Origin of the sequence: Sphingobium sp. B2, assembly GCF_007693735.1 — a bacterium.
In the GTDB taxonomy this organism is placed as follows: Bacteria; Pseudomonadota; Alphaproteobacteria; order Sphingomonadales; family Sphingomonadaceae; genus Sphingobium; species Sphingobium xenophagum.
In genome coordinates this window covers 2729181-2750864 of record NZ_VDBZ01000001.1, presented here as the reverse complement: position 1 = coordinate 2750864, position 21684 = coordinate 2729181, and the positions used below count along the sequence as shown (strand labels likewise).

23 protein-coding genes and 1 tRNA gene are annotated in these 21684 nt (G+C 64.1%); 8 read left to right on the top strand and 16 right to left on the bottom strand.

Translation table 11 applies throughout. The annotated features are described in order from the left end of the window. The first annotated feature begins 33 nt into the window (after positions 1-33). Both recQ and FE851_RS13465 read left to right on the top strand, forming a co-directional pair. Complete coding sequence (recQ, locus tag FE851_RS13470) at positions 34-1806, top strand: DNA helicase RecQ (RefSeq protein WP_145203125.1); 1773 nt, start codon at positions 34-36, stop codon at positions 1804-1806. A gap of 161 nt (positions 1807-1967) precedes the next feature. Then, positions 1968-2396 carry a TIGR01244 family sulfur transferase gene (locus tag FE851_RS13465; protein WP_145203122.1) on the top strand — a complete coding sequence of 143 codons (429 nt, stop codon included), beginning with the start codon at positions 1968-1970 and terminating at the stop codon, positions 2394-2396. Here FE851_RS13465 and FE851_RS13460 read toward each other — a convergent pair whose 3' ends face one another. Genes FE851_RS13460 through FE851_RS13445 form a run of 4 tightly spaced genes read right to left on the bottom strand, consistent with a single transcriptional unit; the run spans position 2397 to position 5131 of the window. Then, a complete protein-coding gene (locus tag FE851_RS13460) occupies positions 2397-3101 on the bottom strand; it encodes a hypothetical protein (protein ID WP_261370930.1) in 705 nt (234 codons plus the stop codon). A 35-nt stretch (positions 3102-3136) separates the two neighbouring features. After that, a complete protein-coding gene (locus tag FE851_RS13455; RefSeq protein ID WP_107123403.1) occupies positions 3137-3808 on the bottom strand; it encodes a hypothetical protein in 672 nt (223 codons plus the stop codon). A gap of 55 nt (positions 3809-3863) precedes the next feature. Beyond that, on the bottom strand, positions 3864-4862 hold the full coding sequence (gene dmeF, locus FE851_RS13450) for a CDF family Co(II)/Ni(II) efflux transporter DmeF (RefSeq protein WP_026149988.1): 999 nt from the start codon (positions 4860-4862) through the stop codon (positions 3864-3866). Continuing rightward, entirely contained in the window at positions 4859-5131 is a 273-nt protein-coding gene (locus tag FE851_RS13445) for a metal/formaldehyde-sensitive transcriptional repressor (RefSeq protein ID WP_017183776.1), read from the bottom strand. The genes dmeF and FE851_RS13445 overlap by 4 nt, the downstream gene beginning before the upstream one ends. Before the next feature lie 241 nt (positions 5132-5372). Between FE851_RS13445 and crtY the strand changes: the two genes are divergently transcribed. From crtY to FE851_RS13425, 4 genes are read left to right on the top strand one after another with little or no spacing between them, the layout of a single operon-like run. Next, positions 5373-6521 (top strand): lycopene beta-cyclase CrtY, encoded by a 1149-nt coding sequence (crtY, locus tag FE851_RS13440; RefSeq protein ID WP_145203116.1) that lies wholly within the window; start codon positions 5373-5375, stop codon positions 6519-6521. After that, complete coding sequence (locus FE851_RS13435; RefSeq protein ID WP_019054515.1) at positions 6521-8011, top strand: phytoene desaturase; 1491 nt, start codon at positions 6521-6523, stop codon at positions 8009-8011. Before crtY ends, FE851_RS13435 begins: the two co-directional genes overlap by 1 nt. Before the next feature lie 55 nt (positions 8012-8066). Then, entirely contained in the window at positions 8067-8648 is a 582-nt protein-coding gene (locus tag FE851_RS13430) for a TIGR00730 family Rossman fold protein (protein WP_019054514.1), read from the top strand. A gap of 53 nt (positions 8649-8701) precedes the next feature. Next, positions 8702-9601 carry a phytoene/squalene synthase family protein gene (locus FE851_RS13425; RefSeq protein ID WP_254908107.1) on the top strand — a complete coding sequence of 300 codons (900 nt, stop codon included), beginning with the start codon at positions 8702-8704 and terminating at the stop codon, positions 9599-9601. Positions 9602-9725: 124 nt separating this feature from the next. On the opposite strand, the gene FE851_RS13420 is transcribed toward FE851_RS13425, so the two are convergent. The 12 genes from FE851_RS13420 to FE851_RS13370 form a co-directional block, all read right to left on the bottom strand. Then, on the bottom strand, positions 9726-11072 hold the full coding sequence (locus FE851_RS13420; protein WP_019054512.1) for an ammonium transporter: 1347 nt from the start codon (positions 11070-11072) through the stop codon (positions 9726-9728). A gap of 13 nt (positions 11073-11085) precedes the next feature. Then, positions 11086-11424 carry a P-II family nitrogen regulator gene (locus FE851_RS13415; protein WP_004209785.1) on the bottom strand — a complete coding sequence of 113 codons (339 nt, stop codon included), beginning with the start codon at positions 11422-11424 and terminating at the stop codon, positions 11086-11088. Between the two features lie 158 nt (positions 11425-11582). Then, the gene (locus FE851_RS13410; RefSeq protein WP_145204416.1) at positions 11583-12158 is read right to left on the bottom strand and encodes a DUF924 family protein; all 576 of its coding nucleotides are present in this window, start codon (positions 12156-12158) and stop codon (positions 11583-11585) included. Positions 12159-12213: 55 nt separating this feature from the next. Next, entirely contained in the window at positions 12214-13656 is a 1443-nt protein-coding gene (gene tldD, locus FE851_RS13405; RefSeq protein WP_145203113.1) for a metalloprotease TldD, read from the bottom strand. 43 nt (positions 13657-13699) lie between these two features. Beyond that, positions 13700-13927 carry a zinc-finger domain-containing protein gene (locus FE851_RS13400; RefSeq protein WP_017183784.1) on the bottom strand — a complete coding sequence of 76 codons (228 nt, stop codon included), beginning with the start codon at positions 13925-13927 and terminating at the stop codon, positions 13700-13702. Positions 13928-13977: 50 nt separating this feature from the next. Beyond that, positions 13978-14145: a hypothetical protein gene (locus tag FE851_RS26165; protein WP_019054509.1), complete on the bottom strand. Its 168-nt coding sequence runs from the start codon at positions 14143-14145 to the stop codon at positions 13978-13980. A gap of 99 nt (positions 14146-14244) precedes the next feature. Continuing rightward, positions 14245-14320 (bottom strand) — tRNA-Val (locus tag FE851_RS13395). A gap of 55 nt (positions 14321-14375) precedes the next feature. Beyond that, entirely contained in the window at positions 14376-15374 is a 999-nt protein-coding gene (locus FE851_RS13390; protein WP_145203110.1) for a winged helix DNA-binding protein, read from the bottom strand. Between the two features lie 191 nt (positions 15375-15565). Then, entirely contained in the window at positions 15566-16417 is an 852-nt protein-coding gene (locus FE851_RS13385) for a D-amino-acid transaminase (protein ID WP_145203107.1), read from the bottom strand. A 275-nt stretch (positions 16418-16692) separates the two neighbouring features. Beyond that, a complete protein-coding gene (gene rpoN, locus FE851_RS13380; protein ID WP_145203104.1) occupies positions 16693-18219 on the bottom strand; it encodes an RNA polymerase factor sigma-54 in 1527 nt (508 codons plus the stop codon). Positions 18220-18264: 45 nt separating this feature from the next. After that, on the bottom strand, positions 18265-19053 hold the full coding sequence (gene lptB, locus FE851_RS13375; protein WP_017183792.1) for an LPS export ABC transporter ATP-binding protein: 789 nt from the start codon (positions 19051-19053) through the stop codon (positions 18265-18267). A 134-nt stretch (positions 19054-19187) separates the two neighbouring features. Then, positions 19188-19664 (bottom strand): Lrp/AsnC family transcriptional regulator, encoded by a 477-nt coding sequence (locus FE851_RS13370; RefSeq protein ID WP_017183793.1) that lies wholly within the window; start codon positions 19662-19664, stop codon positions 19188-19190. Positions 19665-19758: 94 nt separating this feature from the next. Here FE851_RS13370 and phhA point away from each other — a divergent pair, with 94 nt between their 5' ends. Next, positions 19759-20646, top strand: coding sequence for a phenylalanine 4-monooxygenase (gene phhA / locus FE851_RS13365; RefSeq protein ID WP_145203102.1), 888 nt, complete (start codon positions 19759-19761; stop codon positions 20644-20646). After that, entirely contained in the window at positions 20643-21683 is a 1041-nt protein-coding gene (gene hppD / locus FE851_RS13360; RefSeq protein ID WP_017183795.1) for a 4-hydroxyphenylpyruvate dioxygenase, read from the top strand. The genes phhA and hppD overlap by 4 nt, the downstream gene beginning before the upstream one ends. Position 21684: the final 1 nt, after the last annotated feature.

Sequence of the window (21684 nt, the reverse complement as noted above, 5' to 3'; positions counted from 1 at the left end):
CCCCCCTGCGCCTCAGCCGCTACAGGCCATGCGATGCGGCGCGACATTCCCACCCTTCTCCACGATATATTCGGCTTTTCCGCCTTTCGCGGGGTGCAGGAACAGGTGGTCGGGCGGGTCATGGCGGGGTTGCCGACGCTGGCGATCATGCCGACCGGGGCGGGCAAGTCGCTCTGCTACCAACTGCCCTCCGCCGCGCTTGATGGCTGCTGCGTTGTCGTATCGCCGCTGATCGCGCTGATGCACGACCAGTTGCGCGCAGCCAATGCGGTTGGCCTGCGCGCCGCCAGCCTGACCAGCGTGGACGCCGACTGGCGGGAGACGCAGGATCGCCTGCGCAATGGCGATCTCGACCTGCTCTATGTCGCCCCCGAACGCGCCAGTCAGGAGGGGTTTCGTTCGCTGCTGCGCTCCGCCAGGGTCGCGCTGTTCGCGATCGACGAAGCCCATTGCGTGTCCGAATGGGGCCATGATTTCCGCCCCGACTATCGCCTGTTGCGCCCGCTGCTCGACGAATTTCCCGACGTCCCGCGCCTGGCGCTCACTGCCACGGCGGACGCGCATACCCGCGATGATATTCTCGTCCAGCTAGGCATCCCGCGCGATGGCCTCATCATCTCCGGCTTCGACCGGCCCAATATCCGCTACGCCGTCCATCCGCGTGACGGGTTGTCGAGCCAGCTCGCTGATCTGGTCGCCACCCATCCCGGCCCCGGCATCGTCTATGCCCAGACCCGCGCCGCGACCGAGAAAATGGCCGAGACGCTGGGCCGTGGCGGCCGCCCCGTGCGCGCCTATCATGCCGGGCTCGACCCCGCCGTGCGCGCCCGCAACCAGGCCGCCTTCATCGCCAGCGAAGATATGGTGATGGTCGCCACCGTCGCCTTCGGCATGGGCATCGACAAGCCTGACGTCCGTTTTGTGGCGCACGCAGGACTGCCGAAATCGATCGAGGGCTATTATCAGGAATCGGGCCGTGCAGGGCGCGACGGCGAACCGGCGGTCGCGCATCTCTTCTGGGGCGCAGAGGATTTCGCCCGCGCCCGTCAGCGCATCATGGAACTGGACCCGTCCCGCCAGCAGGGGGAGCGCACCCGCATCGCCGCGCTTGGCGCGCTGGTGGAAACCGCCACCTGCCGTCGCGCCATCCTGTTGCGCCATTTCGGTGAAAACCCGCCGGCGACCTGCGGCAATTGCGACAATTGCCTGTCCCCTCCGGCCAGCGTCGACGCTACCGAAACCGCGCGCAAATATCTCTCCGCTGTCTATCGCACCGGGCAAAGTTTCGGCTCCGGCCATATAGAGGCGGTGCTGACCGGCGGCGTCACCGACAAATTGCGCGAACGCGGCCATGACAGGATTTCGGTCTATGGCATCGTGTCGGGCGATGAGACCGCGTTATTGCGCCCGGTGTCGCGCGCGCTGCTGGTGCGCGATGCGCTGGAAACGACCGAACATGGCGGCCTGATGCTCGGCCCCAACGCCCGGCCCATCCTGCGCGGGGAGGAGGAGGTGCGTATCCTCGTGCCCCCCAGGCGCGAACGGCGCAAGCGCAACGCCCGCAACGGCGCGGATGCCAATCCGGTCGGCGATCCGCTGTTCGACGCGCTGCGCACCTGCCGCCGCGAACTGGCGCAGGAGGCGGGCGTGCCGCCCTATGTCATCTTCCACGATTCGACCCTGCGCGAAATGGCCGAACAGCGCCCCACCAGCCTGCGCGATCTCGGCATGATCAGCGGCGTGGGTCAAAAGAAGCTCGATGCCTGGGGCGACGCCTTCCTGGCCGCGATCCGGCCATTTCTGTAAAAATCCTTCCCTCCGTCCGTTCGCCCTGAGCCTGTCGAAGGGCCGTTTTTCTTCGCACAGGCAAGGCAGGGCTTCGACGCGCTCAGCCCGAACGGTTTTGGGGTTTATTCTTGAATCCCTTTTTGCGTCGGCGCATGGCTGCGGCAAAAGGAGACCGCGCCATGTTCCGCAAGCTGACCGACCATATCCTCGTTTCCCCGCAGATCACGATCGATCAGGTGGCAGAGGCGAAAGCGCAGGGCGTGACGATGATCGTCAACAACCGCCCCGACAATGAGGAGCCGGGTCAGGTCAACGGCGCGGAAATCGAAGCGGCGGCCAGGGCGGCGGGGATCGCCTATGTCGCCGTGCCGGTCGCCCATGGCGGCTTTGCCCCCTGGCAGCTTGATGGCATGGCCGCAGCGCTGGAGCAGGCAGGCACCGGCAAGACGCTGGCCTATTGCCGCTCAGGCACGCGCAGCACCTTGCTCTGGGCGCTCACCCGCGCGCGGGCAGGCGACAATGGCGACGTGCTGGCGGCGCAGGCGGCGGCGGCAGGCTATGACATCGCCCCGGTGCGGCAGATCATGGATGCGCTGAAGGCGGAGTGATCACTGCTCTTCGCACCGCCCGGTAAATTCGGTCGCTGCGCGCACACGGACGATGCGCGTGCGGCGATCATAGTCGATCCGCGGCTTGTTCAGCCCGTTCATGCGATAGCTGCCCGTAATCCGGTCCGGCGTCACCAGCAGGTCGGCGATGGGCCACCAGCCATCATTCCCGCCCGAATGGATCGGCGACACCAGCTTGCCGGACGGATGCACCCGGCCGACGCCATCGGCAATCTCTATCTCCAGATCGGACGAGAAAGCTTCGCGGCCCATGGTCGTGCCAAATTCCGGCTCGAATTTGCGCGACTTGCGATTGTAGCGATAGCCCGACGTGCTTTGCGCCGCAGGTCCGCTGCCCGTGCCGATACAGACCAGCGAAATCCTCTCAAAGGGCTGTGTCGGCCGGGACGTCGCGCCGCCGCCGCCGGCATTGCAATTGGCCGCCGGAACCGTGCCGATCGCGTTGTAGCGGCCCTCGGCCGTCGCCACCGAAATGCACTGCCGCTGCCGCTCGCTCCACCAGAAGGACCATTTCGTGTCCCGCACCACATTGGTGGTGACGAAGCGATAGCCCCGCGCCTCCAGCTGGGTTTCGCCCCCGGCGGCCCTGGCACCGACCAGGTCGGCGACATCGGGCGGCGTCTGGGCGATGGCGGGGGTCGCGGATGCCGCCAGCAGGACGGCTATCACAGGCAGGAAACGCATGGACCAATCCTCCTGAAGGGGCGCAGATGCAAACATTAGCGCGTGAACAGAAATCCGACGATAAGGAACAGGGTAAATGCTTCAAACAGGGTGATGGCGACCGCACCGATCGCGGAGATATAGCCGGTGCCCAGCTTCATGGCGAACCAGCGTGTCTCGATGATGACATAATAGAGGATGCTCGCGACGACCAGCCCGATGCCGCCTATATGGGTGGCGGGCCATGCTGTGCGGACCAGGGCAACGCCGGTGCCCAGCCCCAGCGCGAATACGCCGGTGGGATAGCATTGCGCGTAAAAGGGCGCCCTTAGCGTATTGCGGTCGATCGGCAGGCCACGCCGACGCACCATCCTTGTGGCGGTGAACAGGGAAAAGGACGCAAACACGACCAGCCGCAGCACCAGCGCGCTGGCATCGTCATTGACCAGCGCGCCCAGCCCGTGCCGGTCCGCAACGATCGCATCAACCTGCCCCAGCGTCAGCGAAACCACATGCGCCATCAGCAGCGCAATCGCCAGGAACAGCGGCGGGCTGAGCGCTGCGCCATATTGCTGGTCGTCGGGCAGAGCCAGCTGATCGTCGGCATAGTCCATCATCGCAAAGGGATGGACGATCGAACGCCATAGCGTCAGCGGAAAGAAGAGCAGCCAGCTCATGACTTCGTAGAGAAGCTCGTCGAGCGAGTTGATCCATTTCATGAAATCCATGGCGCATCATCGGACAAAGCCGGTGCGCAGGGCAATCCCTTACGGCATGGAAATCTCAGCCTTCCACCGTCACATGCTCCATCCGCGGTAGCGACTTCACCCGCGCCCGGACTCGTGCAACGTCCGCGCCCGGCGCCAGGCTGATGATCGACGCATGGGCATGCGGGCCGATGCGCCAGACATGCAGGTCACAGATGGTCGCGCCTTCGGCCTCCACCAGCGTCCGCACTCTCGCCATCAGCGCCGGTTCCGCTGTATCCAGCAGGATTGCGGCGGTATCCTTCATCAGCCCCCAGGCCCAGCGCGCGATCACCACCGCGCCCAGCAGCCCGACCGCCGGGTCCATCCACCGCCAGCCCAGATAGCGCCCCGCCAGCAGCGCGGCGATCGCCAGTACCGACGTCAGCGCATCGGTCAGCACATGCACATAGGCGGCGCGCAGATTATTGTCGGCATGGCTATGTTTGGCGCCATGGGCATGATCATGCCCATGATCGCTATGGCCATGATCATGGCTATGGTCATGCCCCAGCAGGAACGCGCTGATGATGTTGATGACCAGCCCGACGACGGCCACCAGCGTCGCCTCGCCAAAGGCAACCTCGACCGGCTGGAAGAACCGCATCCCCGATTCGATCGCGATGAACAGCGCCATGACGCCCAGCAGCAGGGCAGAGGCAAAGCCGGACAGATCGCCCACCTTGCCCGTCCCGAACGTGTAGCGCGGGTTGCGCGCGTGCCGCCGGGCATAAGCATAGGCCGCCGCCGCCACGGCCAGCGCGCCCGCATGCGTCGCCATATGAAAGCCGTCGGCCAGCAGCGCCATCGATCCGGTGGTCCATCCCGCGACGATCTCCACCACCATGGTCGCGGCGGTCAGCCATACGACCCACAGGGTACGCTTCGCATTCTCGTCATGCCCGGCGGACAGATAGATATGGTCGAAATAATGGCTGTCCTCGCCCTCCATGGACGCCGCGTCGAGCGTGGGGGCAGGGGCGTGGTCATGACTGTGATCGTCATGCCGGTGATCATGGCCGTCGTGCATCGTCATTTCCCGTAGCGGCGGATCAGCGCCAGCATTTCCTCGCTTGCGGCGCTCCGCTCGGCATCGGTCAGGCCCGGTCGGGCGACATGCTCGCGCATATGCTGTTCGATCAGTTCCTCCATCAGGCTGCCGACCGCCCCGCGCACCGACGCCACCAGTTGCAGCGTTTCGGAACAGTCGGCGTCCCCCGTCAACTGGCGGTCCACGGCGGCAATCTGTCCCGCGATACGGCGCACCCGCGCCAGCAACTTGTCCCGATCGGCGATGATATGCATAGGGTACCCCCCTATACTATTTGGGAGATGTTTACCAGAGCCTCCTGCACAAACCCCCGTTGGTTTCGAGCGCAATCGAGAAACGCCGCGCAGGTTTCTCGACTGCGCTCGAAACCAACGGATCAAGCGATGGTCATTCCGTGCTGAACAGGTCCGCCGTCTCCCGCCGCTTCCCCAAAAACCATACCGCCGCGCCATTTGGGTCATGGCCTTGCCGCACAGCCTCCCCTAACAGGATCGCATGACCAACCGGGTGGAATGCGATCTGGCGATCCTTGGCGGCGGCCTGGCGGGCAGCCTGATCGCGCTCGCCTTCGCTGCCCGGCGGCCCGATGTGCGGCTGGCGCTGGTGGAGCGCGACGCCGGGATTGGCGGCAACCATATCTGGTCCTTTTTCGATGGCGATGTGTCGCCCGGCGACCGCTGGCTGGTCGATCCCCTGATCAGCCATCGCTGGCCGCACGGGCATGATGTCCGCTTTCCCGGCCACCATCGGCAACTCGGCACCCCCTATAACAGCATCGCCTCGCCCCGGCTCGACGCGCATATCCGCGCCGTGCTGGGCGACGCGGTGCTGACCGGGGCGGATGTGGTGTCGGTGACGCCCGATGCGGTCATGCTGGCCGACGGGTTGGAAATTACCGCAGGCGCGGTGATCGATGCGCGCGGTGCGGGCGACCTGTCGGCGCTGCGCTGCGGCTGGCAGAAGTTCGTGGGCCATACGCTGCGGCTCGACGCGCCGCACGGGATCGACCGGCCCGTCATCATGGATGCGAGTGTGGAGCAGATTGACGGGTATCGCTTCGTCTATCTGCTGCCCTGGGACGCCCGCACCATCTTCATCGAAGACACATATTACAGCAACAGCCCGGCGCTGGATGTCGCCAGCATCGGCACGCGGATCGCGGCCTATGCGCAGGCAAAGGGCTGGCACGGCACGGTCGTCCACCGCGAACAGGGTGTGTTGCCGGTCGTCCATGGCGGCAATTTCGACAGCTATTGGCCAGCGCATGATCCGGTCGCCCGCGCCGGTGTGCGCGCGGGGCTGTTTCAGCCCATGACCGGCTATTCGCTCCCTGATGCCGTCCGTTTCGCGACCTGGCTCGTGGACCAGCCGCTCGATCGTCTGGCTGCCGTCACCCGCGCTCGCGCCGCCGCCCATTGGCGCGCTGGCGGCTATTATCGCCTGCTCGGCAAGATGCTGTTCGGTGCGGCCCGGCCCGACCAGCGCTGGCGCATCTTCGCCCGCTTCTACCGCCTGTCCGCGCCGCTGATCCAGCGCTTCTACGCCGGGCGCTCCACCCTGACCGACCGCATCCGCATCTTGTGCGGACGCCCCCCCGTGCCCATAAGGGATGCCATGCGAACATTGTTGAATCCGCCCGCCTGATGACCAGAAAAGCGATCGTCATCGGCGCAGGCTTTGGCGGCCTCGCGCTTGCCATCCGCCTGCAATCCGCCGGCATGGACACCATTTTGGTGGAGGCGCGCGACCGTCCCGGTGGCCGCGCCTATATGTGGGAAAAGGACGGCTTCACCTTCGACGCCGGGCCGACCGTCATCACCGATCCCGATTGCCTGTCGGAACTGTGGCGCCTGTCGGGGCATGACATGGCGCAGGACGTGACGCTGATGCCGGTCAGCCCCTTCTACCGCCTCAACTGGCGCGACGGCACCAATTTCGATTACAGCAATGACGAAGCGTCGCTGCGCACGGAGATCGCCAAGCTCGATCCCGCCGACGTCGCCGGCTATGAACGCTTCCTCGATTATGCCGCCGGGGTGTATGAGGAGGGGTATCGCAAGCTCGGCTCGGTCGCCTTTCTCGACTTCGCCTCGATGATCAAGGCCGCGCCCGCGCTCGCCAAATATCAGGCCTGGCGGTCGGTCTATTCGATCGTTTCGTCCTATGTGAAGAATGACAAGCTGCGCGAGGCGCTGTCCTTCCATACGCTGCTGGTCGGCGGCAATCCGATGAACACCAGCGCCATCTATGCGCTGATCCACAAGCTGGAAAAGGATGGCGGCGTCTGGTTCGCAAAGGGCGGGACCAATCGTCTGGTGCAGGCCATGGCGACCCATTTCGAGCGGCTGGGCGGCACGTTGCGGCTGGGTGACAAGGTGACCCGGATCGAAACCCAGGGCGACAGGATCACCGCCGTGCATACAGCATCGGGCTGGCGCGGGGAGGCGGACGCAGTAGCCAGCAATGCCGACCTGATGCACAGCTATCGCGATCTGCTGGCCCACCATCCGCGCGGGGCAAAGCAGGGGGAAAAGCTGGCGCAAAAGCGCTGGTCGCCCAGCCTGTTCGTGCTGCATTTCGGGATCAAGGGCAGCTGGCCCGGCATCCCGCATCATATGATCCTGTTCGGACCGCGCTATAAGGGGTTGCTGACGGACATCTACGATCATGGCGTGCTGCCGGAGGATTTCTCGCTCTATCTGCACCATCCGACCGTGACCGATCCGTCGATGGCGCCCGACGGTCATTCGACCTTCTATGCGCTCGCCCCGGTGCCGCACATGGGCAAGCTGCCGATCGACTGGGATCAGTTCGCCCCCGCCTATGCCGACCGGATATTGGACGAAATCCAGCATCGCCTGATCCCCGACATCCGGTCGCGCATCGTCACCCAGTTCCATTATGCGCCGTCCGATTTCGGCCGCGATCTGAACGCCCATCTGGGCAGCGCCTTCAGCCTGGAACCCTTGCTGACCCAGAGCGCCTGGTTCCGCGCGCATAATCGCGACGATGTGATTCCCAACCTGTATCTGGTAGGGGCAGGCACGCATCCGGGCGCTGGCATCCCCGGCGTCGTCGGCAGCGCGAAGGCGACAGCGGCATTGATGATAGAGGATCTCGCCGCCTTAGGTTAAGTATCTGAATTATATCGATATTGTCACGATGCCATATGGTGAATATGGGAAGAGTATGAATAGATTGGCCGTATATTGCGGATCAGCCACCCCCGCCGATCCGATCTTCATCGAAGCCGCCCGCCATGTCGGACGCACCCTCGCCGCCCGTGGAATCGGCGTCGTCTATGGCGGTGGGCGTCTCGGCCTGATGGGCGCCGTGGCTGACGCGGCGCTGGAGGCTGGCGGCGAGGTGATCGGCGTGATTCCCGACGCCCTTGTCGGTGCGGAGGTCGCCCATCGTGGCTGCACGCAGCTGCACGTCGTCCAGACCATGCACCAGCGCAAACAGCTCTTTACCGACCTGTCGGACGGCTTCGTCACCCTGCCGGGCGGGGTAGGGACGATGGACGAATTGTGGGAGGCGATCAGCTGGTCGCAGCTGGGCTATCATCAAAAGCCGGTCGGCCTCCTCAATGTCGGCGGCTTTTACGACCAGCTGATCGGCTTCAACCGGCAGATGGTGGCGGCAGGCTTCATCCGCGCCCAGCATGCGGGCATCCTGCTGCATGCCGACAGCATAGATGCCCTGCTCGATACCATGGCCGCCTATCAGCCCCACGAAACGATCTTCGCTATGAAGGCGGAGCGGCTCTGACGGGTTCGCCACATCTCGACCGTCCCGCCCTCGTCGCCCATGCGCAGGCGAGCATCGCGCGTGGCTCCAAATCCTTCGCCATGGCCTCTACCCTGTTCGACCGGGTAACCCGTGAACGGGCCTGGCTGCTCTACGCCTGGTGCCGCAAGTGCGACGACATTGCCGACGGACAGGACCATGGCGGCACGCTCACCGGCGTAAGCGACGGGCAAGCGCGATTATCGACCATCCGCGTCATGACCGACATGGCGCTGCGCGGTGAGGCGACCGGCGATCCGGCCTTTGACGGATTTGGCGTGGTGATGCGCGAATGCGCCATTCCGGCCCGCTATGCCCACGACCTGATAGAGGGGTTCGCGCTCGACGCGCGTGACTGGAGGCCGCGCAGCCAGGACGATATGCTGCGCTACTGCTATCATGTCGCGGGCGCTGTCGGTTGCATGATGGCGGTGTTGATGGGGGTCGATCCGGCCGATCAGGCGACGCTCGACCGCGCCTGCGATCTGGGGCTGGCGTTTCAACTGGCGAACATCGCCCGCGACATTAGCGAGGATGAAGCCGCCGACCGCTGCTACCTGCCGCAGGAGTGGCTCGCGGAAATGGATATTCCGCCCGGCGAGCATATGAAGCCATGGGTCCGCCCGCGGCTTGCCCTATTGGGCAAGCGCATGGCCGACATGGCCGCCGCCTATGAACAAAGCGCGCGCCACGGCACCGGCGCATTGCCGCCGCGCGCGGCATGGGCTGTGCTGGCCGCAGCGGGCATTTATGGCGACATTGCGCGGGAGGTCGCCAGGCGGGGCGAACAGGCATGGGACCATCGCGTCGTCACGCCCAAATCCGACAAGCTGCTGTGGGTAGCCCGGTCCGGCTGGCAGGTGATTGGCCGCGCGCGCCGCTGGCCCGCAACAACGCCGCGCCCGGCCGGCCTGTGGACCCGCCCCACCGCCTGACGCTGCCCCTCACGAGCCAAAAAAAAGGACCGATGCTTTCGCATCGGCCCGAGGCATGTTCGCAGGAGGAACAATGTGGGGCGGGCGGGCCTTGTCCCGTTCGGGCGGCCCGCCCTGCCAAGTCTTACATATTGTAGGCGCGCTCGCCGTGCTCGCCGAGGTCGAGACCTTCCAGTTCGACTTCCTGGCTGACACGCAGGCCGGTAACTGCCTTGGCGATGAAGATGGCGACCACGGTGCCGATGGCGGCCCAGACAATCGTCACACCGACCGCATAAAGCTGGACCAGCAGCTTGTCGAAGATCACATAATCTTCCGCGCCGGGGCCACCAAAGGCAGGCGAGTAGACGATCGCGGTGCCGATGGCGCCGATCATGCCGCCAACGCCGTGGATGCCGAATGCATCCAGCGAGTCGTCATAGCCAAGCTTGGGCTTGATGACGGTCACGGCATAGAAGCAGATGATCGAAGCGACAGCGCCCAGGATGATGGCACCGAACGGGCCGGAGTTGCCAGCGGCTGGCGTGACGGCAACCAGGCCGGCGATGATGCCCGAACAGAAGCCCAGAGCCGAACCCTTGTGGCCGTTCAGCTTTTCAGCAAGCATCCAGAAGAGGCCAGCCGACGCCGTGGCGACGAAGGTGTTGATCATGGCGAGAGCCGCCGAACCATTGGCTTCGAGGGCCGAACCGGCGTTGAAGCCGAACCAGCCAACCCACAGCAGGCCAGTGCCAACGCCGGTCAGCGTCAGCGAGTGGGGAGCCATCGGTTCCTTGGGAAAGCCGATACGCTTGCCCAGGATGATGCAGGCTACCAGAGCCGAAACGCCCGCATTGATGTGGACGACGGTGCCGCCCGCAAAGTCGAGCGCGCCGAGCTTGAAGAAATAGCCGCTCGCTGCCCAGACCATGTGCGCGATCGGGAAATATACGATCGTCAGCCAGACAGCGGCAAACACCATCACGGCCGAGAATTTGATGCGCTCGACCACCGAACCCAGCACCAGCGCCACGGTGATCGCGGCAAAGGTCATCTGGAAGCAGACGAACACATATTCGGGGATTTCGACACCCGCCGTGAACGTCGCGGCCTGCGACGCCGGGGTGATCCCCTTCAGGAACGCCTTGTCAAAGGTCGAAATGAAGTTGGACAGGCCGCTGGTATAGTCCGGCCCGAATGCCATGGAATAGCCGTACATCACCCAGATCAGCATCGCGAGGCAGGCCGCCGCGCCGATCTGCGTCATGACCGACAGCATGTTCTTCGTGCGAACGAGGCCGCCGTAGAACAGCGCCAGGCCCGGCAGGATCATCGCCAGAACCAAGACGGTCGACATCATCATCCAGGCCGTATCGCCCTTGTCGACGGTCGCGGCGGGTGCCGCCGCATCCTGTGCCCAAGCGGGCAGAGCGGTGAAGAGCGACAGCCCGGCTGCCCCCGCAACCCCGCAAAGTTTCTTGGAAAAGGTCATTATTTCCCCCTTCTTACAGCGCGGTTTCGCCGGTCTCGCCGGTGCGGATGCGCACGGCCTGACCGACATCGAGGACGAAGATCTTGCCATCGCCGATGGCGCCCGAATTGGCGGCCGCCTGGGTCGCTTCCACGACGCGCGGCGCAAGGTCGTCGTCGCAAACGACCTCGATCTTGATCTTCGGGACCATGTTGGTGGAATATTCGGCGCCGCGATAGATTTCGGTCTGCCCCTTCTGGCGGCCGAAGCCCTTTACTTCGCTGACCGTCATACCTGCGATGCCGAGCGAGGAGAGTGCCTCGCGGACATCGTCAAGCTTGAACGGCTTGATGATAGCCATGACAAGTTTCATGTCGCCCCCTGTTACTGGTGTGCAGGGGACTACTGAGCAAGAGGCGTGCCAATTTGTTAAACACGCGTTAATGCGGGCTTATGGCGCGATGATGCGAAGGGCAGCGCCAAAAAAATGGGCAGCCATCTATTGATGCTTAAAAAATAGGCAGCATCAGCCTACCATTGCGCGCCTTCCGTAGCGGCATCGGCCGCTTCCGGCCGCGTTTCCCGGCCCAGTGCGGCATTGCGATGGGGGAAACGGCCGAAGCGGGCGATGATTGCATGATGCTGGCGGGCAAAATCCATCGATCGCTCATCACCTGTACCTTCGAACAGGCTCAACGACAGTTCCTGATCTTCCAGCGCCTCGCTGTGCTGAAACGGCATGTAGAAGAAGAGCCGTCCGGCCCCGCCGATCTGGATGTCATAGCCATGGGCAATCGCCCCCCGCGCCACGTCCCGCGCCAGCGCGTCGGTGGCAAATGCCTCCGCCGATCCGCGGAACATGTTGCGCGGCAACTGATCGAACAGAATCACGGCGGCCAGCGCATCGTCGGCGCGGTCGAGGAAGGCGTCGGCAGGCAGCGCCTTTTTTTCGGCCCATAAAGGCTGAAATCGCGCCTGGCACTGATGATCAAGCGCAGGATCATGGCTGTACCAGCCTGTTTCCCCAACCTGGTTGAACCAGAAGTCGAGCAAGGCGGCCGCCCAATCGGCAGTAACCGCTTCGTGGCTGTCGGTCAGCATGTTCATAGGGCCTATACTCACGACCCTCCCCACCGGTTCCGCCTTCCGTAGCGGCAAAGCGTCAGGTCGCCGTGCCGCCGACCGTCAGCCCCTCCAACAGCAAGGTTGGCTGACCAACCCCGGCAGGCACGCTCTGCCCGCCCTTGCCGCACATGCCGATGCCTTCGTCCAGCGCCCAGTCGTTGCCGATGCCGACCACCTTGGTCAGCGCGGTCGGGCCATCGCCGATCAGCGTTGCGCCCTTGATCGGATCGCCCAGCTTGCCATTCTCGACCCGGTACGCCTCGGTGCAGGAAAAAACGAACTTGCCCGACACGATGTCGACCTGACCGCCGCCAAAGCTTTTGGCGAAGATGCCGGACTTCATGCGCGACAGCAATTCTTCCGGGTCGTCATTGCCGCCCTTGATGAAGGTGTTGGTCATGCGCGGCATAGGGCCATGGGCATAGCTTTCGCGGCGACCGTTGCCGGTGGGCTCAACCCCCATCAGCCGGGCGTTGAGCCGGTCCTGCATGTAACCGCGCAATATGCCATCCTCGATCAGGATATTCTCGCGCGTCGGGGTGCCTTCGTCATCGATGGATAGCGAACCGCGGCGGTTGGCAATCGCGCCGTCATCGACGACGGTGACGCCGGGCGCGGCGACGCGCTGGCCAATGCGACCGGAAAAGGCGCTGGTCCCCTTGCGATTGAAGTCGCCTTCCAGCCCGTGGCCGATCGCTTCATGCACCAGCACGCCGGGCCAGCCGGGACCAAGCAGCACGGTCATCTCGCCAGCAGGCGCAGCGACGGAGCGGAGATTGACCTGCGCCTGAGCCAGAGCCTCGTCGATGGCGCGATTCCAGACGGCAGGTTCCATCACCTGATCATAGAGATAGCGCCCGCCAATGCCGAAGCTGCCGGTTTCGCGGCGACCATCCTCTTCCAGAATCAGCGAGACGTTAAGCCGCACCAGCGGGCGGATGTCGGTGGCGGTAAAGCCGTCAGCGCGGACGATCTCGATCACCGACCAGCTTCCGGCCAGGCTGACCGACACCTGCGCGACGCGCGGGTCGCGCGCGCGGGCAGCCGCGTCGATCGCGGCGCACAGCGTCACCTTCTCGGCAAAGGGGACGATCTCCAGCGGATTGGCGTCGGTATAGAGATGGCGGTTGGTGCGCTGGGGCGGCGGCGCGGGGGGAGCGGTTGCGGGATCGAGCAGGGTCAGCGTCTGGGCCGCTTTGCGGATAGCGGCTTCGCTGATGTCATTGGCATGGGCAAAGCCCGTCATTTCGCCCGATACGCCGCGCAGGCCGAACCCGGCATCCGTCGAATAATCGGCGGTTTTCAGCCGCCCATCGTCAAAGCCGAAACTCTCGCTCGCGCGATATTGCAGGTAAAGTTCGCCATCGTCGCAGCTTTTGAGCGCATCGGCGGTCAGGCGGCGTGCGCCATCGGGATCAAGCAGGCCGGGGCGATAGAGAAGGCCACGGGCGTCGCTAAATTGGGCGGTCGGATCGGTCATGTCACCGATATAGGGGCGACAGTAGCCAGGCCCAAAGGAAAAGTTAGAGGCTGGCGCCCGAAGCGATATCGGGCTTGCTGCCGATGTCGCCAGTGTCGGCGATGCTGCCGATTAGTACGAAGCGCCGATCGCAATAACCGCAATCGACATAACCATGTTCGTCGATTTCGAGAAAGACGCGCGGATGGCCAAGCGCTGCGGGAATGTCGCCTGAACCGTCGCAGGAGACGCGGGATTTGGAGACTCGGATGATTTCAGGCGGCTGGATCATGATCGCGGACCTAGCAGCGGCGGCGCTGCGCTGCAATATGTGGTGAGCGCTTACATCAGCGGCAGGCGGGGTCTTTTGCAGGGCTGACCCTTGCTATCCTGCACGGCCTTGGCAGCGGGCCTCCAGTCGGCGCAATCGCTCGCCACCATCACCGCAAAGGGGGACAGCATCAGCAGGGCAGGCGCGATGGTGCCGCCAATAAGGGCTGCGAAAGGCATGGCGCGATGGTGCCGCACTGATACTTGCTACAGGATGAACGATACGCAGGCGGTTTGATTGATGGTGCCCTCGCTTGCGCGAAACCAGCAGGGCAAAACTGGTGGGCGATGACGGGCTCGAACCGCCGACATTCTCGGTGTAAACGAGACGCTCTACCAACTGAGCTAATCGCCCGCTCCTGCGGAGAAGCGTCTATCTAGGGAAAAATGCCGGGGCGTCAAGCCGGGAGTCAGGCGGTGAGCAGTCGGCGGCTGGCGCCGAACCAGCGGGTCAGCGCTTCGGCGGCCTCATTGGCCAGTGCGATGAAGATGCGTCGACCATCATGGGGATCGGCCTGCCGTTCGACCAGTCCCTTGTCGGTCAGCGTGCGAATCCAGCGCAAGGCGGTGGTCGGCGGCACGGCGGCGGCGATGCACAGGCTGGAAACGGAGACGCGCTCATGTTCCAGCCTGGCGGCCAGCAGGTCGAGCAGCATGTCCCAGGCCGGATCGGCAAACAGGTCGCCGGGCAGGAAATCGGCGCGAATGCGGCGTGCGCGCAGCAGGTCGCGGACCTGGTTGGCGCTGATCGGCGGAGCGTCCGGGCTGGCGACTTCGCTGCCGATCGGCGCGATCGCAGGCATACCGATATAATCGCTCGCCCGGTCCGCGATGCGCGGACCAAGATCGAAACTGGGCGCGGCGACGCCGCGCGGACGTTGGGTCATAGCCTCGATCGTGCGGGCGAGGCGCCCGACCTCTTCGCTCAATTGCTGCAGGCGGGTGCTTTCGCCTTCGCGGGTGATTTCGTGCAATTTCTGGCCGGCGCTTTCATGCTTGGCAGCGGCCAGCAGGGCAGCGGCGACATCGGTCTGGTCGGGATTGCATAGCAACTGGGTGCGGGGATTGCGGACGCAGGCATAGGCAAGGTCCAGCGTTTCGATGCCCGCCAGCAGGATGATGGCCATGCCATTCTGGATTGCGACGGTTTCCAGCTGGACGATCAGGTGATCAAGCGTCGGGTCGGGTCGTGGGCAGAAGAGCATGACGATGTCGCAACCAACCTGGATGTCGAGCCTGAGCGGCGCGTCGGCCAGTGATACGATGTCGAGCAGGCGCAGGCCCGCTGCCCGCGCCAATGCGGCAGCCTCGTCCCCCCAAGCATCATCGGCGACGACCAGCAGACCGGGCCGTTCATCGCGTGCGCCGAACGGGGCGTCATAGTCGGGGGGAAAAGGGTCGACCGTCATCGCGTGGCTCCTGTGCCTGTTCTGTTCTGCACCTTATCGTTCCGACGCCGGGATGCAGCCCCTGCTTTCTCCGCAATGGAGGAAGGCGTCTGGGACTGATCGACCGGACATGATCATTGGGTCCATATTCTCGCCATTATGGGGCTTTGGCTTGACGAGATTTGCATCCGAAATGGAGTCATCTGGTACGATCACACCGCCGTGGCGCGCGCGAAGGCGATGTAGAGTGCGCGCAGTCGCATCGCGACCGGGCCGGGGGTGCCGATGCCGATGGTCTGGCCGTCGATGGTGACGACCGACTGGCACAGGGTCGAGGCGCTGGTGATGAACGCTTCTTTCGCGGCCAGCGCTTCTGCGACGCTGAAAGGGCGGCGGATGACGGCCAGGCCGCTTTCGACGGCCAGCGCGGTCAGCGCGTCGCCGGTGCAGCCTGCCAGCACCGCCTGGCTGTAGGGGCGGGTGACGATGCCTTCGTCGGTGACGATGAAGGCGGTGGAGGACGCGCCTTCGGTCACGAAGCCGTCCTCGACCAGCCAGGCTTCCTGTGCGCCCGCGTCGCGCGCGGCCTGTTTGGCCATCGCCTGCGCCAGCAAGCCGGTGCTTTTGATGTCGCGCCGTTTCCAGCGCAGGTCGGGCATCGTGGCAACCGCGATGCCGGTCGTGACGGCAGGGACATGGAGAATGGGTTTGTCCTGCACGAACAGGAACAGGGTCGGCGCGGTATCGGGCGACGGCAGGAAGTCGCGCGTTGCGTCCGCGCCACGGGTCAGCTGAAGATAGACGAGACCTTCATTCAGCGCGTTGCGGGCGACGAGCTGCTTCTGCACCGCCTTAATTTCGGCAAGGCTTATGGGCAGGGCGATGTCGAGCGCGGCGGCGGAACGTTGCAGTCGGGCGAGATGGCTGGCGCTGTCGATCAGCTTGCCATCGATGACCGCCGCGACCTCATAAATGCCATCGGCAAACAGGAAACCGCGGTCCAGCGGTGAGATCCGCGCGTCTGCAAGCGGTAGAAAAGCACCGTTGAGATAGGCGATCGACATGAAGCGGGGCATTTCCTTAGGCGATGAAGTCCCTGCTTTTGCCGGTCGGGCGGGCAGGGTCAAGCGGCTTGGCGTCGCATATCACGCTGTTGCGGCGGGAAGGGCGGAAGCGGAACTTCGCTAAATTCGCCCATATCGCGCATGGGAAATTGACGCAAAGTCGGTCGTCCGCCGGTGCGGGCAGGGGGTGGGGCGGACGATGTAAAGGAGCCGGGTTTGAATATATCAGGGATGGGTTGTGTAGGACAGGGCACGGTCCCGCCTGACCGCCCCCTCTAAGCCGCCTTGCCCTGCAACGCCTTCTGCCGCCGCCGTTGCACCGATGAGCCTATGCCCATCGCCTCACGATATTTCGCCACGGTGCGCCGCGCTATGTCCATGCCCTTGGCGCGCAGCAGGTCGACCAGCGTGTCGTCGGACAGGATGGCATGGGGTTCTTCGGCGGCGATCAGCGCCTTGATATGGCTTTTGACTGCCTCAGCCGAGACCGCACCGTCGCCTTCGGCATTGGCGACGCCGCTGGTGAAGAAATATTTGAGTTCGAACTGGCCGCGTGGACAGGACAGATATTTGTTCGACGTCACCCGGCTGACGGTGGATTCGTGCATCGCGATGGCGTCCGCGACGGTGCGCAGCGTCAGCGGTTTGAGGTGCGCGACGCCCTTGCGGAAAAAATCCTCCTGACAACGGACGATTTCGCTGGCCACCTTGATGATCGTTTTCTGGCGCTGGTCCAGCGCCTTCACCAGCCAGTTGGCGCTGGCCAGGCAATCGGCGAGCCATGCCTTGGCGCTCTTGTCCTGTTTGCCCGACGCGAGTTCGACATAATAATTGCGGTTGATGAGGACGCGGGGCAGCGTGGCGCTGTTAATCTCGATCGCCCAGCCGTCCGCGGTAGGCCGCACGAACAGGTCCGGCGTGACGGGCGCGGCGCGATCGCTGGAAAAGCGCAGGCCGGGCTTTGGGTCATAGCTGCGCAGTTCGCGGATCATGTCCGCCATATCCTCTTCATCCACGCCGCAGATACGGCGCAACTGGGGCAGCGCGCCGCGCGCGAGCAGATCCAGATTGGCGAGCAGCCGGGCCATGCAGGGATCGTGACGGTCGGCCTCCTTGGCTTGCAGCGCCAGACATTCGGACAATGACCGCGCGCCAACCCCGGTGGGGTCGAAGCCATGGATGACGCCCAGCACCCGTTCGACGTCGCTGAGCGGCAGGCCGAGCGCATGGGCGGTTTCCAGAAGATTGGCCTCCAGATAGCCCGCCGGGTCGATCTGGCCGATCAGCTGGCCAGCGACGATCAGGTCCATGCCCGACAAAGCGGCGCGGGCCTGATCCATCAGATGTTCCTGAAGGCTGGGTTCGGGATTGGCGAAACTGTCGAAATCTACCGCTTCGCCGCTGCCGCCCGTCAGCGCGTCCATGCCGCTGCCAGAACCGCTACTCGTGCCATGGGCGCTGGCCATGCGATCGCCGGGGCCATCGTCGATAAAGGTTTCGGCGCCATAATCGACGTCGAGCGGGGAATCGCTGGCGCCCAGTCCCTGACCGATCAGATCGTCGCTCGACCCGGTTTCGGCGGCAAGCGCAGGGCGTTCCACATCCCGGTCTATGCCATCGGGCGCGGGCAGGTCGTCGGGCGCGCTGCCGCTGTCGAGCAGCGGATTTTTCTCCAGCTCACCAGCGACGAACGCATCGATCTCCAGATTGGAAAGCGCCAGCAGTTTGATCGCCTGCTGGAGCTGCGGCGTCATCACCAGCGACTGGCTTTGCCGGATGTCGAGGCGTGGACCGAGCGCCATCAGACCATAACTGCGTCATGAATGGGAGTGCGCGCCGCCATCATGTCAAAGCGAGAAATTCTCGCCCAGATAGAGGCGGCGTACGTCGGCATTGGCGACCAGTTCGGTCGGGCTGCCGGCAAAGAGCATCTGGCCGCCATAGATGATGCAGGCGCGATCGACGATTTCCAGCGTTTCGCGCACATTATGGTCGGTGATGAGGACGCCGATGCCCCGGTTCTTAAGGTCTTTGACCAGGTCGCGGATGTCGGCGATGGAGAGCGGGTCGATGCCTGCAAAAGGTTCGTCCAGCAGCACGATCGAGGGATTGGCGGCCAGCGCGCGGGCGATTTCGCAGCGGCGGCGTTCGCCCCCCGACAGCGCCATTGCCGCCGAATCGCGCAAACGGGTCAGGCCGAATTCGTCGAGCAGCTGTTCCAGCCGGGCGTCGCGCGCGTCGCGGTCCGGCTCGGCCAGTTCCAGTACGGCGCTGATATTTTGCGCGACGGTCAGGCCGCGAAAGATCGACGTTTCCTGCGGCAGATAGCCCAGCCCCAATATGGCGCGGCGATACATGGGCAGGCCGGTAATATCCTGCCCGTCCAGCACGATGCGGCCCCGATCAGGGCGGACCAGCCCCATCACCGAATAGAAACAGGTCGTCTTGCCCGCGCCATTGGGGCCAAGCAGGCCGACCACTTCGCCCTTGCCCACGGTCAGCGACACGTCGGACAGGACGACGCGCTTGTCATAGCTTTTCGCGATCGAGATGACCGACAGGCCGTCACCCAATTCCTGCGGGGCAAGGGGGTGGTGGGCCTGGGCTGGCCGATCCTGGGTGGTGACGTCGTGCATGGTTCGTCCATTCTTGCAGCCAATGGATTGACCGCTCGTAAAAATTGATCCGCCCGCGAGGCAGTTGGCATTCTTTGTGCATGGGATTGCCGCCGGGGCAAGGGGGAAAATGGCGTGACGAGGCGCGGGCGCGTCTAGCCGCGCACCGGCAAAGCGGTCTGATATTTGGTGACCGACAGCGCAAATTGCGATGATGCGCCCGCGACCGAGGGGTGCTTGAGCAGGGTGCGCATCAGGAAATGCTCATAATCAGCGACATTGGAGGCGACGACGCGCATCAGATAATCCCATTCGCCCGACATGGAATAGCATTCCATCACCTGATCATGATCGCGTACGAACGCTTCGAACGCGGCGATCGAATCGCCCGAAAACTCCTTCATCCGCACATGACAGAATATGGTCACATCCTGCCCCAGCAGGTGCGGATCGGCCAGGCGGACCGCGCCGCGCAGCACGCCTGCTTCCTCCAGCGCCTTGACCCTGCGCCAGCAGGATGGGCCGGTGCTGCCGACCCGTTCGGCCAGATCGGCATTGCTGAGCGCGGCGTCACGCTGCAACTCTGCAACGATGCGGCGATCCAAAGCATCCAGTTCAACAAATTTCGTCATGAAATCACCGATATGTGAATTGAAATTACAGTTATACCCTGATTCTCGGCCATTTTGAAAAGCAATTTCGCGCCCGATTTGCGATGCTGGGGCCATGGCTGAAACCCCGCACGCCGAAACCCCACTGGATCGTCCCGCGCACGCCGCAGAGGACTGGACCGTTCCGCAGGACTGGGACCGCTACAGCGCGGCCGACCATGCGATGTGGGACCGGCTGTTCGAGCGGCAGGCGCGCATGCTGCCGGGGCGGGTGGTGCCGGAATTCATGGCGGGGCTGGACATATTGAGGATGGACCAGCCGGGCATCCCGCGGTTCGACGCGCTGTCCGACCGATTGATGCAGGCGACCGGGTGGCAGGTGGTGGCGGTGCCGGGGCTGGTGCCCGACCGGCTGTTTTTCGACCATCTGGCCAATCGCCGCTTTCCCGCCGGGCGCTTCATCCGCACGCCAAGCCAGGAGGATTATCTGGAGGAGCCGGACGTGTTTCACGACGTGTTCGGCCATGTTCCCCTGCTCGCCAATCCGGTGTTCGCCAATTATATGCAGGCCTATGGCCAGGGCGGGTTGCGCGCCGACGGGCTGGGCGCGATCGAGAAGCTGGCGCGGCTTTACTGGTACACCGTCGAATTCGGGCTGATCGACACGGATGAGGGCCTGCGCCTCTATGGCGCGGGGATCGTGTCGTCCAATGCCGAATCGCATTTCGCGCTGGAGGATGCCTCCCCCAACCGGCTGGGCTTCGATCTTCAGCGGCTGATGCGGACGCGCTATAAAATCGACGATTTCCAGCAGAGCTATTTCGTCATCGACAGTTTCGATCAGCTGTTGCGCCAGACAGTCGAGACCGATTTCGCGCCGCTCTATGCCGCGCTGGCGCAGCAAAGCGATCTGGATACCGACACCATATTGCCAGGCGACCGGGTCTTTACCCGCGGGACGCAGGCCTATGCCCATAAGAAAATGCAAGAGGAGCCGAAATGACCACCAGCGCTGACAACCCCCTGGGCCTTAACGGTTTTGAATTTGTCGAATTCACGTCGCCCGACCCCGAAGCGATGGCCGCGCAGTTCGAGGCGCTGGGCTTTACCGCGACCCACCGGCACCCGACCAAGAATATCACCCGCTTCAAGCAGGGGCGGATCAACCTGATGCTCAACCGCGACGATGCGGGCCGGGTGGCGGCGTTTCGCGGGATGCACGGCCCCTCGGCCAGCGCCATGGCCTTTCGCGTGGCCGACCCGCAGGGCGCGCTGCAATGGGCACTGGCCAATGGCGCGCAGCCGACCGAGGAGGATGACACGGTCATCATGGGGATTGGCGGCGCCTATCTCTATTTCATGCCCGACCATGGCGATCCCTATGCCAACTGGGCCGAATTTCCCGGCTGGCGCGAAGCGGAGGCGCGCAACAATGTCGGGCTCGACCTGCTCGACCATCTGACCCACAATGTCCGGCGCGGGCAGATGCGGGTGTGGAGCGAATTCTACCGCACCCTGTTCGGGTTCGAGGAACAGAAATTCTTCGACATCAAGGGCAAGGCGACCGGCCTCACCAGCCAGGCGATGATCGCCCCGGACAAGGCGATCCGCATTCCCCTGAACGAAAGCCAGGACGACAAGAGCCAGATCGAGGAGTTCATCCGCGAATATCATGGCGAGGGTATCCAGCATCTGGCGCTGACCACCGACGATATTTACGGCACGGTCGAAAAGCTGCGCGCGCGCGGCGTGCGGTTGCAGGACACGATCGAGACCTATTACGAACTGGTCGACAAGCGTGTCCCCGGCCATGGGGAGGATCTGGAACGGTTGCGCCGCAACCGCATTCTGATCGATGGCGATGTTGAAACCGAGGGGCTGTTGCTTCAGATCTTTACCGAGCCGATGTTCGGGCCGATCTTTTTCGAGATCATCCAGCGCAAGGGCAATGAAGGCTTTGGCAACGGCAATTTCCAGGCCTTGTTCGAAAGCATCGAATTGGACCAGATACGGCGCGGGGTGGTGAGCGTCGACGCCTGAG

Excerpts from the sequence above, each read along its gene's own strand:
- FE851_RS13385 (WP_145203107.1), bottom strand. The coding sequence starts at position 16,417 with ATGTCGATCGCCTATCTCAACGGTGCTTTTCTACCGCTTGCAGACGCG.
- FE851_RS13430 (WP_019054514.1), top strand. The coding sequence starts at position 8,067 with ATGAATAGATTGGCCGTATATTGCGGATCAGCCACCCCCGCCGATCCG.
- lptB (WP_017183792.1), bottom strand. The coding sequence starts at position 19,053 with ATGCACGACGTCACCACCCAGGATCGGCCAGCCCAGGCCCACCACCCC.
- recQ (WP_145203125.1), top strand. The coding sequence starts at position 34 with ATGCGGCGCGACATTCCCACCCTTCTCCACGATATATTCGGCTTTTCC.
- dmeF (WP_026149988.1), bottom strand. The coding sequence starts at position 4,862 with ATGACGATGCACGACGGCCATGATCACCGGCATGACGATCACAGTCAT.
- rpoN (WP_145203104.1), bottom strand. The coding sequence starts at position 18,219 with ATGGCGCTCGGTCCACGCCTCGACATCCGGCAAAGCCAGTCGCTGGTG.
- FE851_RS13465 (WP_145203122.1), top strand. The coding sequence starts at position 1,968 with ATGTTCCGCAAGCTGACCGACCATATCCTCGTTTCCCCGCAGATCACG.
- hppD (WP_017183795.1), top strand. The coding sequence starts at position 20,643 with ATGACCACCAGCGCTGACAACCCCCTGGGCCTTAACGGTTTTGAATTT.
- FE851_RS13410 (WP_145204416.1), bottom strand. The coding sequence starts at position 12,158 with ATGAACATGCTGACCGACAGCCACGAAGCGGTTACTGCCGATTGGGCG.
- FE851_RS13460 (WP_261370930.1), bottom strand. The coding sequence starts at position 3,101 with ATGCGTTTCCTGCCTGTGATAGCCGTCCTGCTGGCGGCATCCGCGACC.
- FE851_RS13455 (WP_107123403.1), bottom strand. The coding sequence starts at position 3,808 with ATGGATTTCATGAAATGGATCAACTCGCTCGACGAGCTTCTCTACGAA.
- FE851_RS13400 (WP_017183784.1), bottom strand. The coding sequence starts at position 13,927 with ATGATCCAGCCGCCTGAAATCATCCGAGTCTCCAAATCCCGCGTCTCC.
- tldD (WP_145203113.1), bottom strand. The coding sequence starts at position 13,656 with ATGACCGATCCGACCGCCCAATTTAGCGACGCCCGTGGCCTTCTCTAT.
- FE851_RS13445 (WP_017183776.1), bottom strand. The coding sequence starts at position 5,131 with ATGCATATCATCGCCGATCGGGACAAGTTGCTGGCGCGGGTGCGCCGT.
- FE851_RS13415 (WP_004209785.1), bottom strand. The coding sequence starts at position 11,424 with ATGAAACTTGTCATGGCTATCATCAAGCCGTTCAAGCTTGACGATGTC.
- FE851_RS26165 (WP_019054509.1), bottom strand. The coding sequence starts at position 14,145 with ATGCCTTTCGCAGCCCTTATTGGCGGCACCATCGCGCCTGCCCTGCTG.
- phhA (WP_145203102.1), top strand. The coding sequence starts at position 19,759 with ATGGCTGAAACCCCGCACGCCGAAACCCCACTGGATCGTCCCGCGCAC.
- FE851_RS13420 (WP_019054512.1), bottom strand. The coding sequence starts at position 11,072 with ATGACCTTTTCCAAGAAACTTTGCGGGGTTGCGGGGGCAGCCGGGCTG.
- FE851_RS13390 (WP_145203110.1), bottom strand. The coding sequence starts at position 15,374 with ATGACGGTCGACCCTTTTCCCCCCGACTATGACGCCCCGTTCGGCGCA.
- crtY (WP_145203116.1), top strand. The coding sequence starts at position 5,373 with ATGACCAACCGGGTGGAATGCGATCTGGCGATCCTTGGCGGCGGCCTG.
- FE851_RS13370 (WP_017183793.1), bottom strand. The coding sequence starts at position 19,664 with ATGACGAAATTTGTTGAACTGGATGCTTTGGATCGCCGCATCGTTGCA.
- FE851_RS13435 (WP_019054515.1), top strand. The coding sequence starts at position 6,521 with ATGACCAGAAAAGCGATCGTCATCGGCGCAGGCTTTGGCGGCCTCGCG.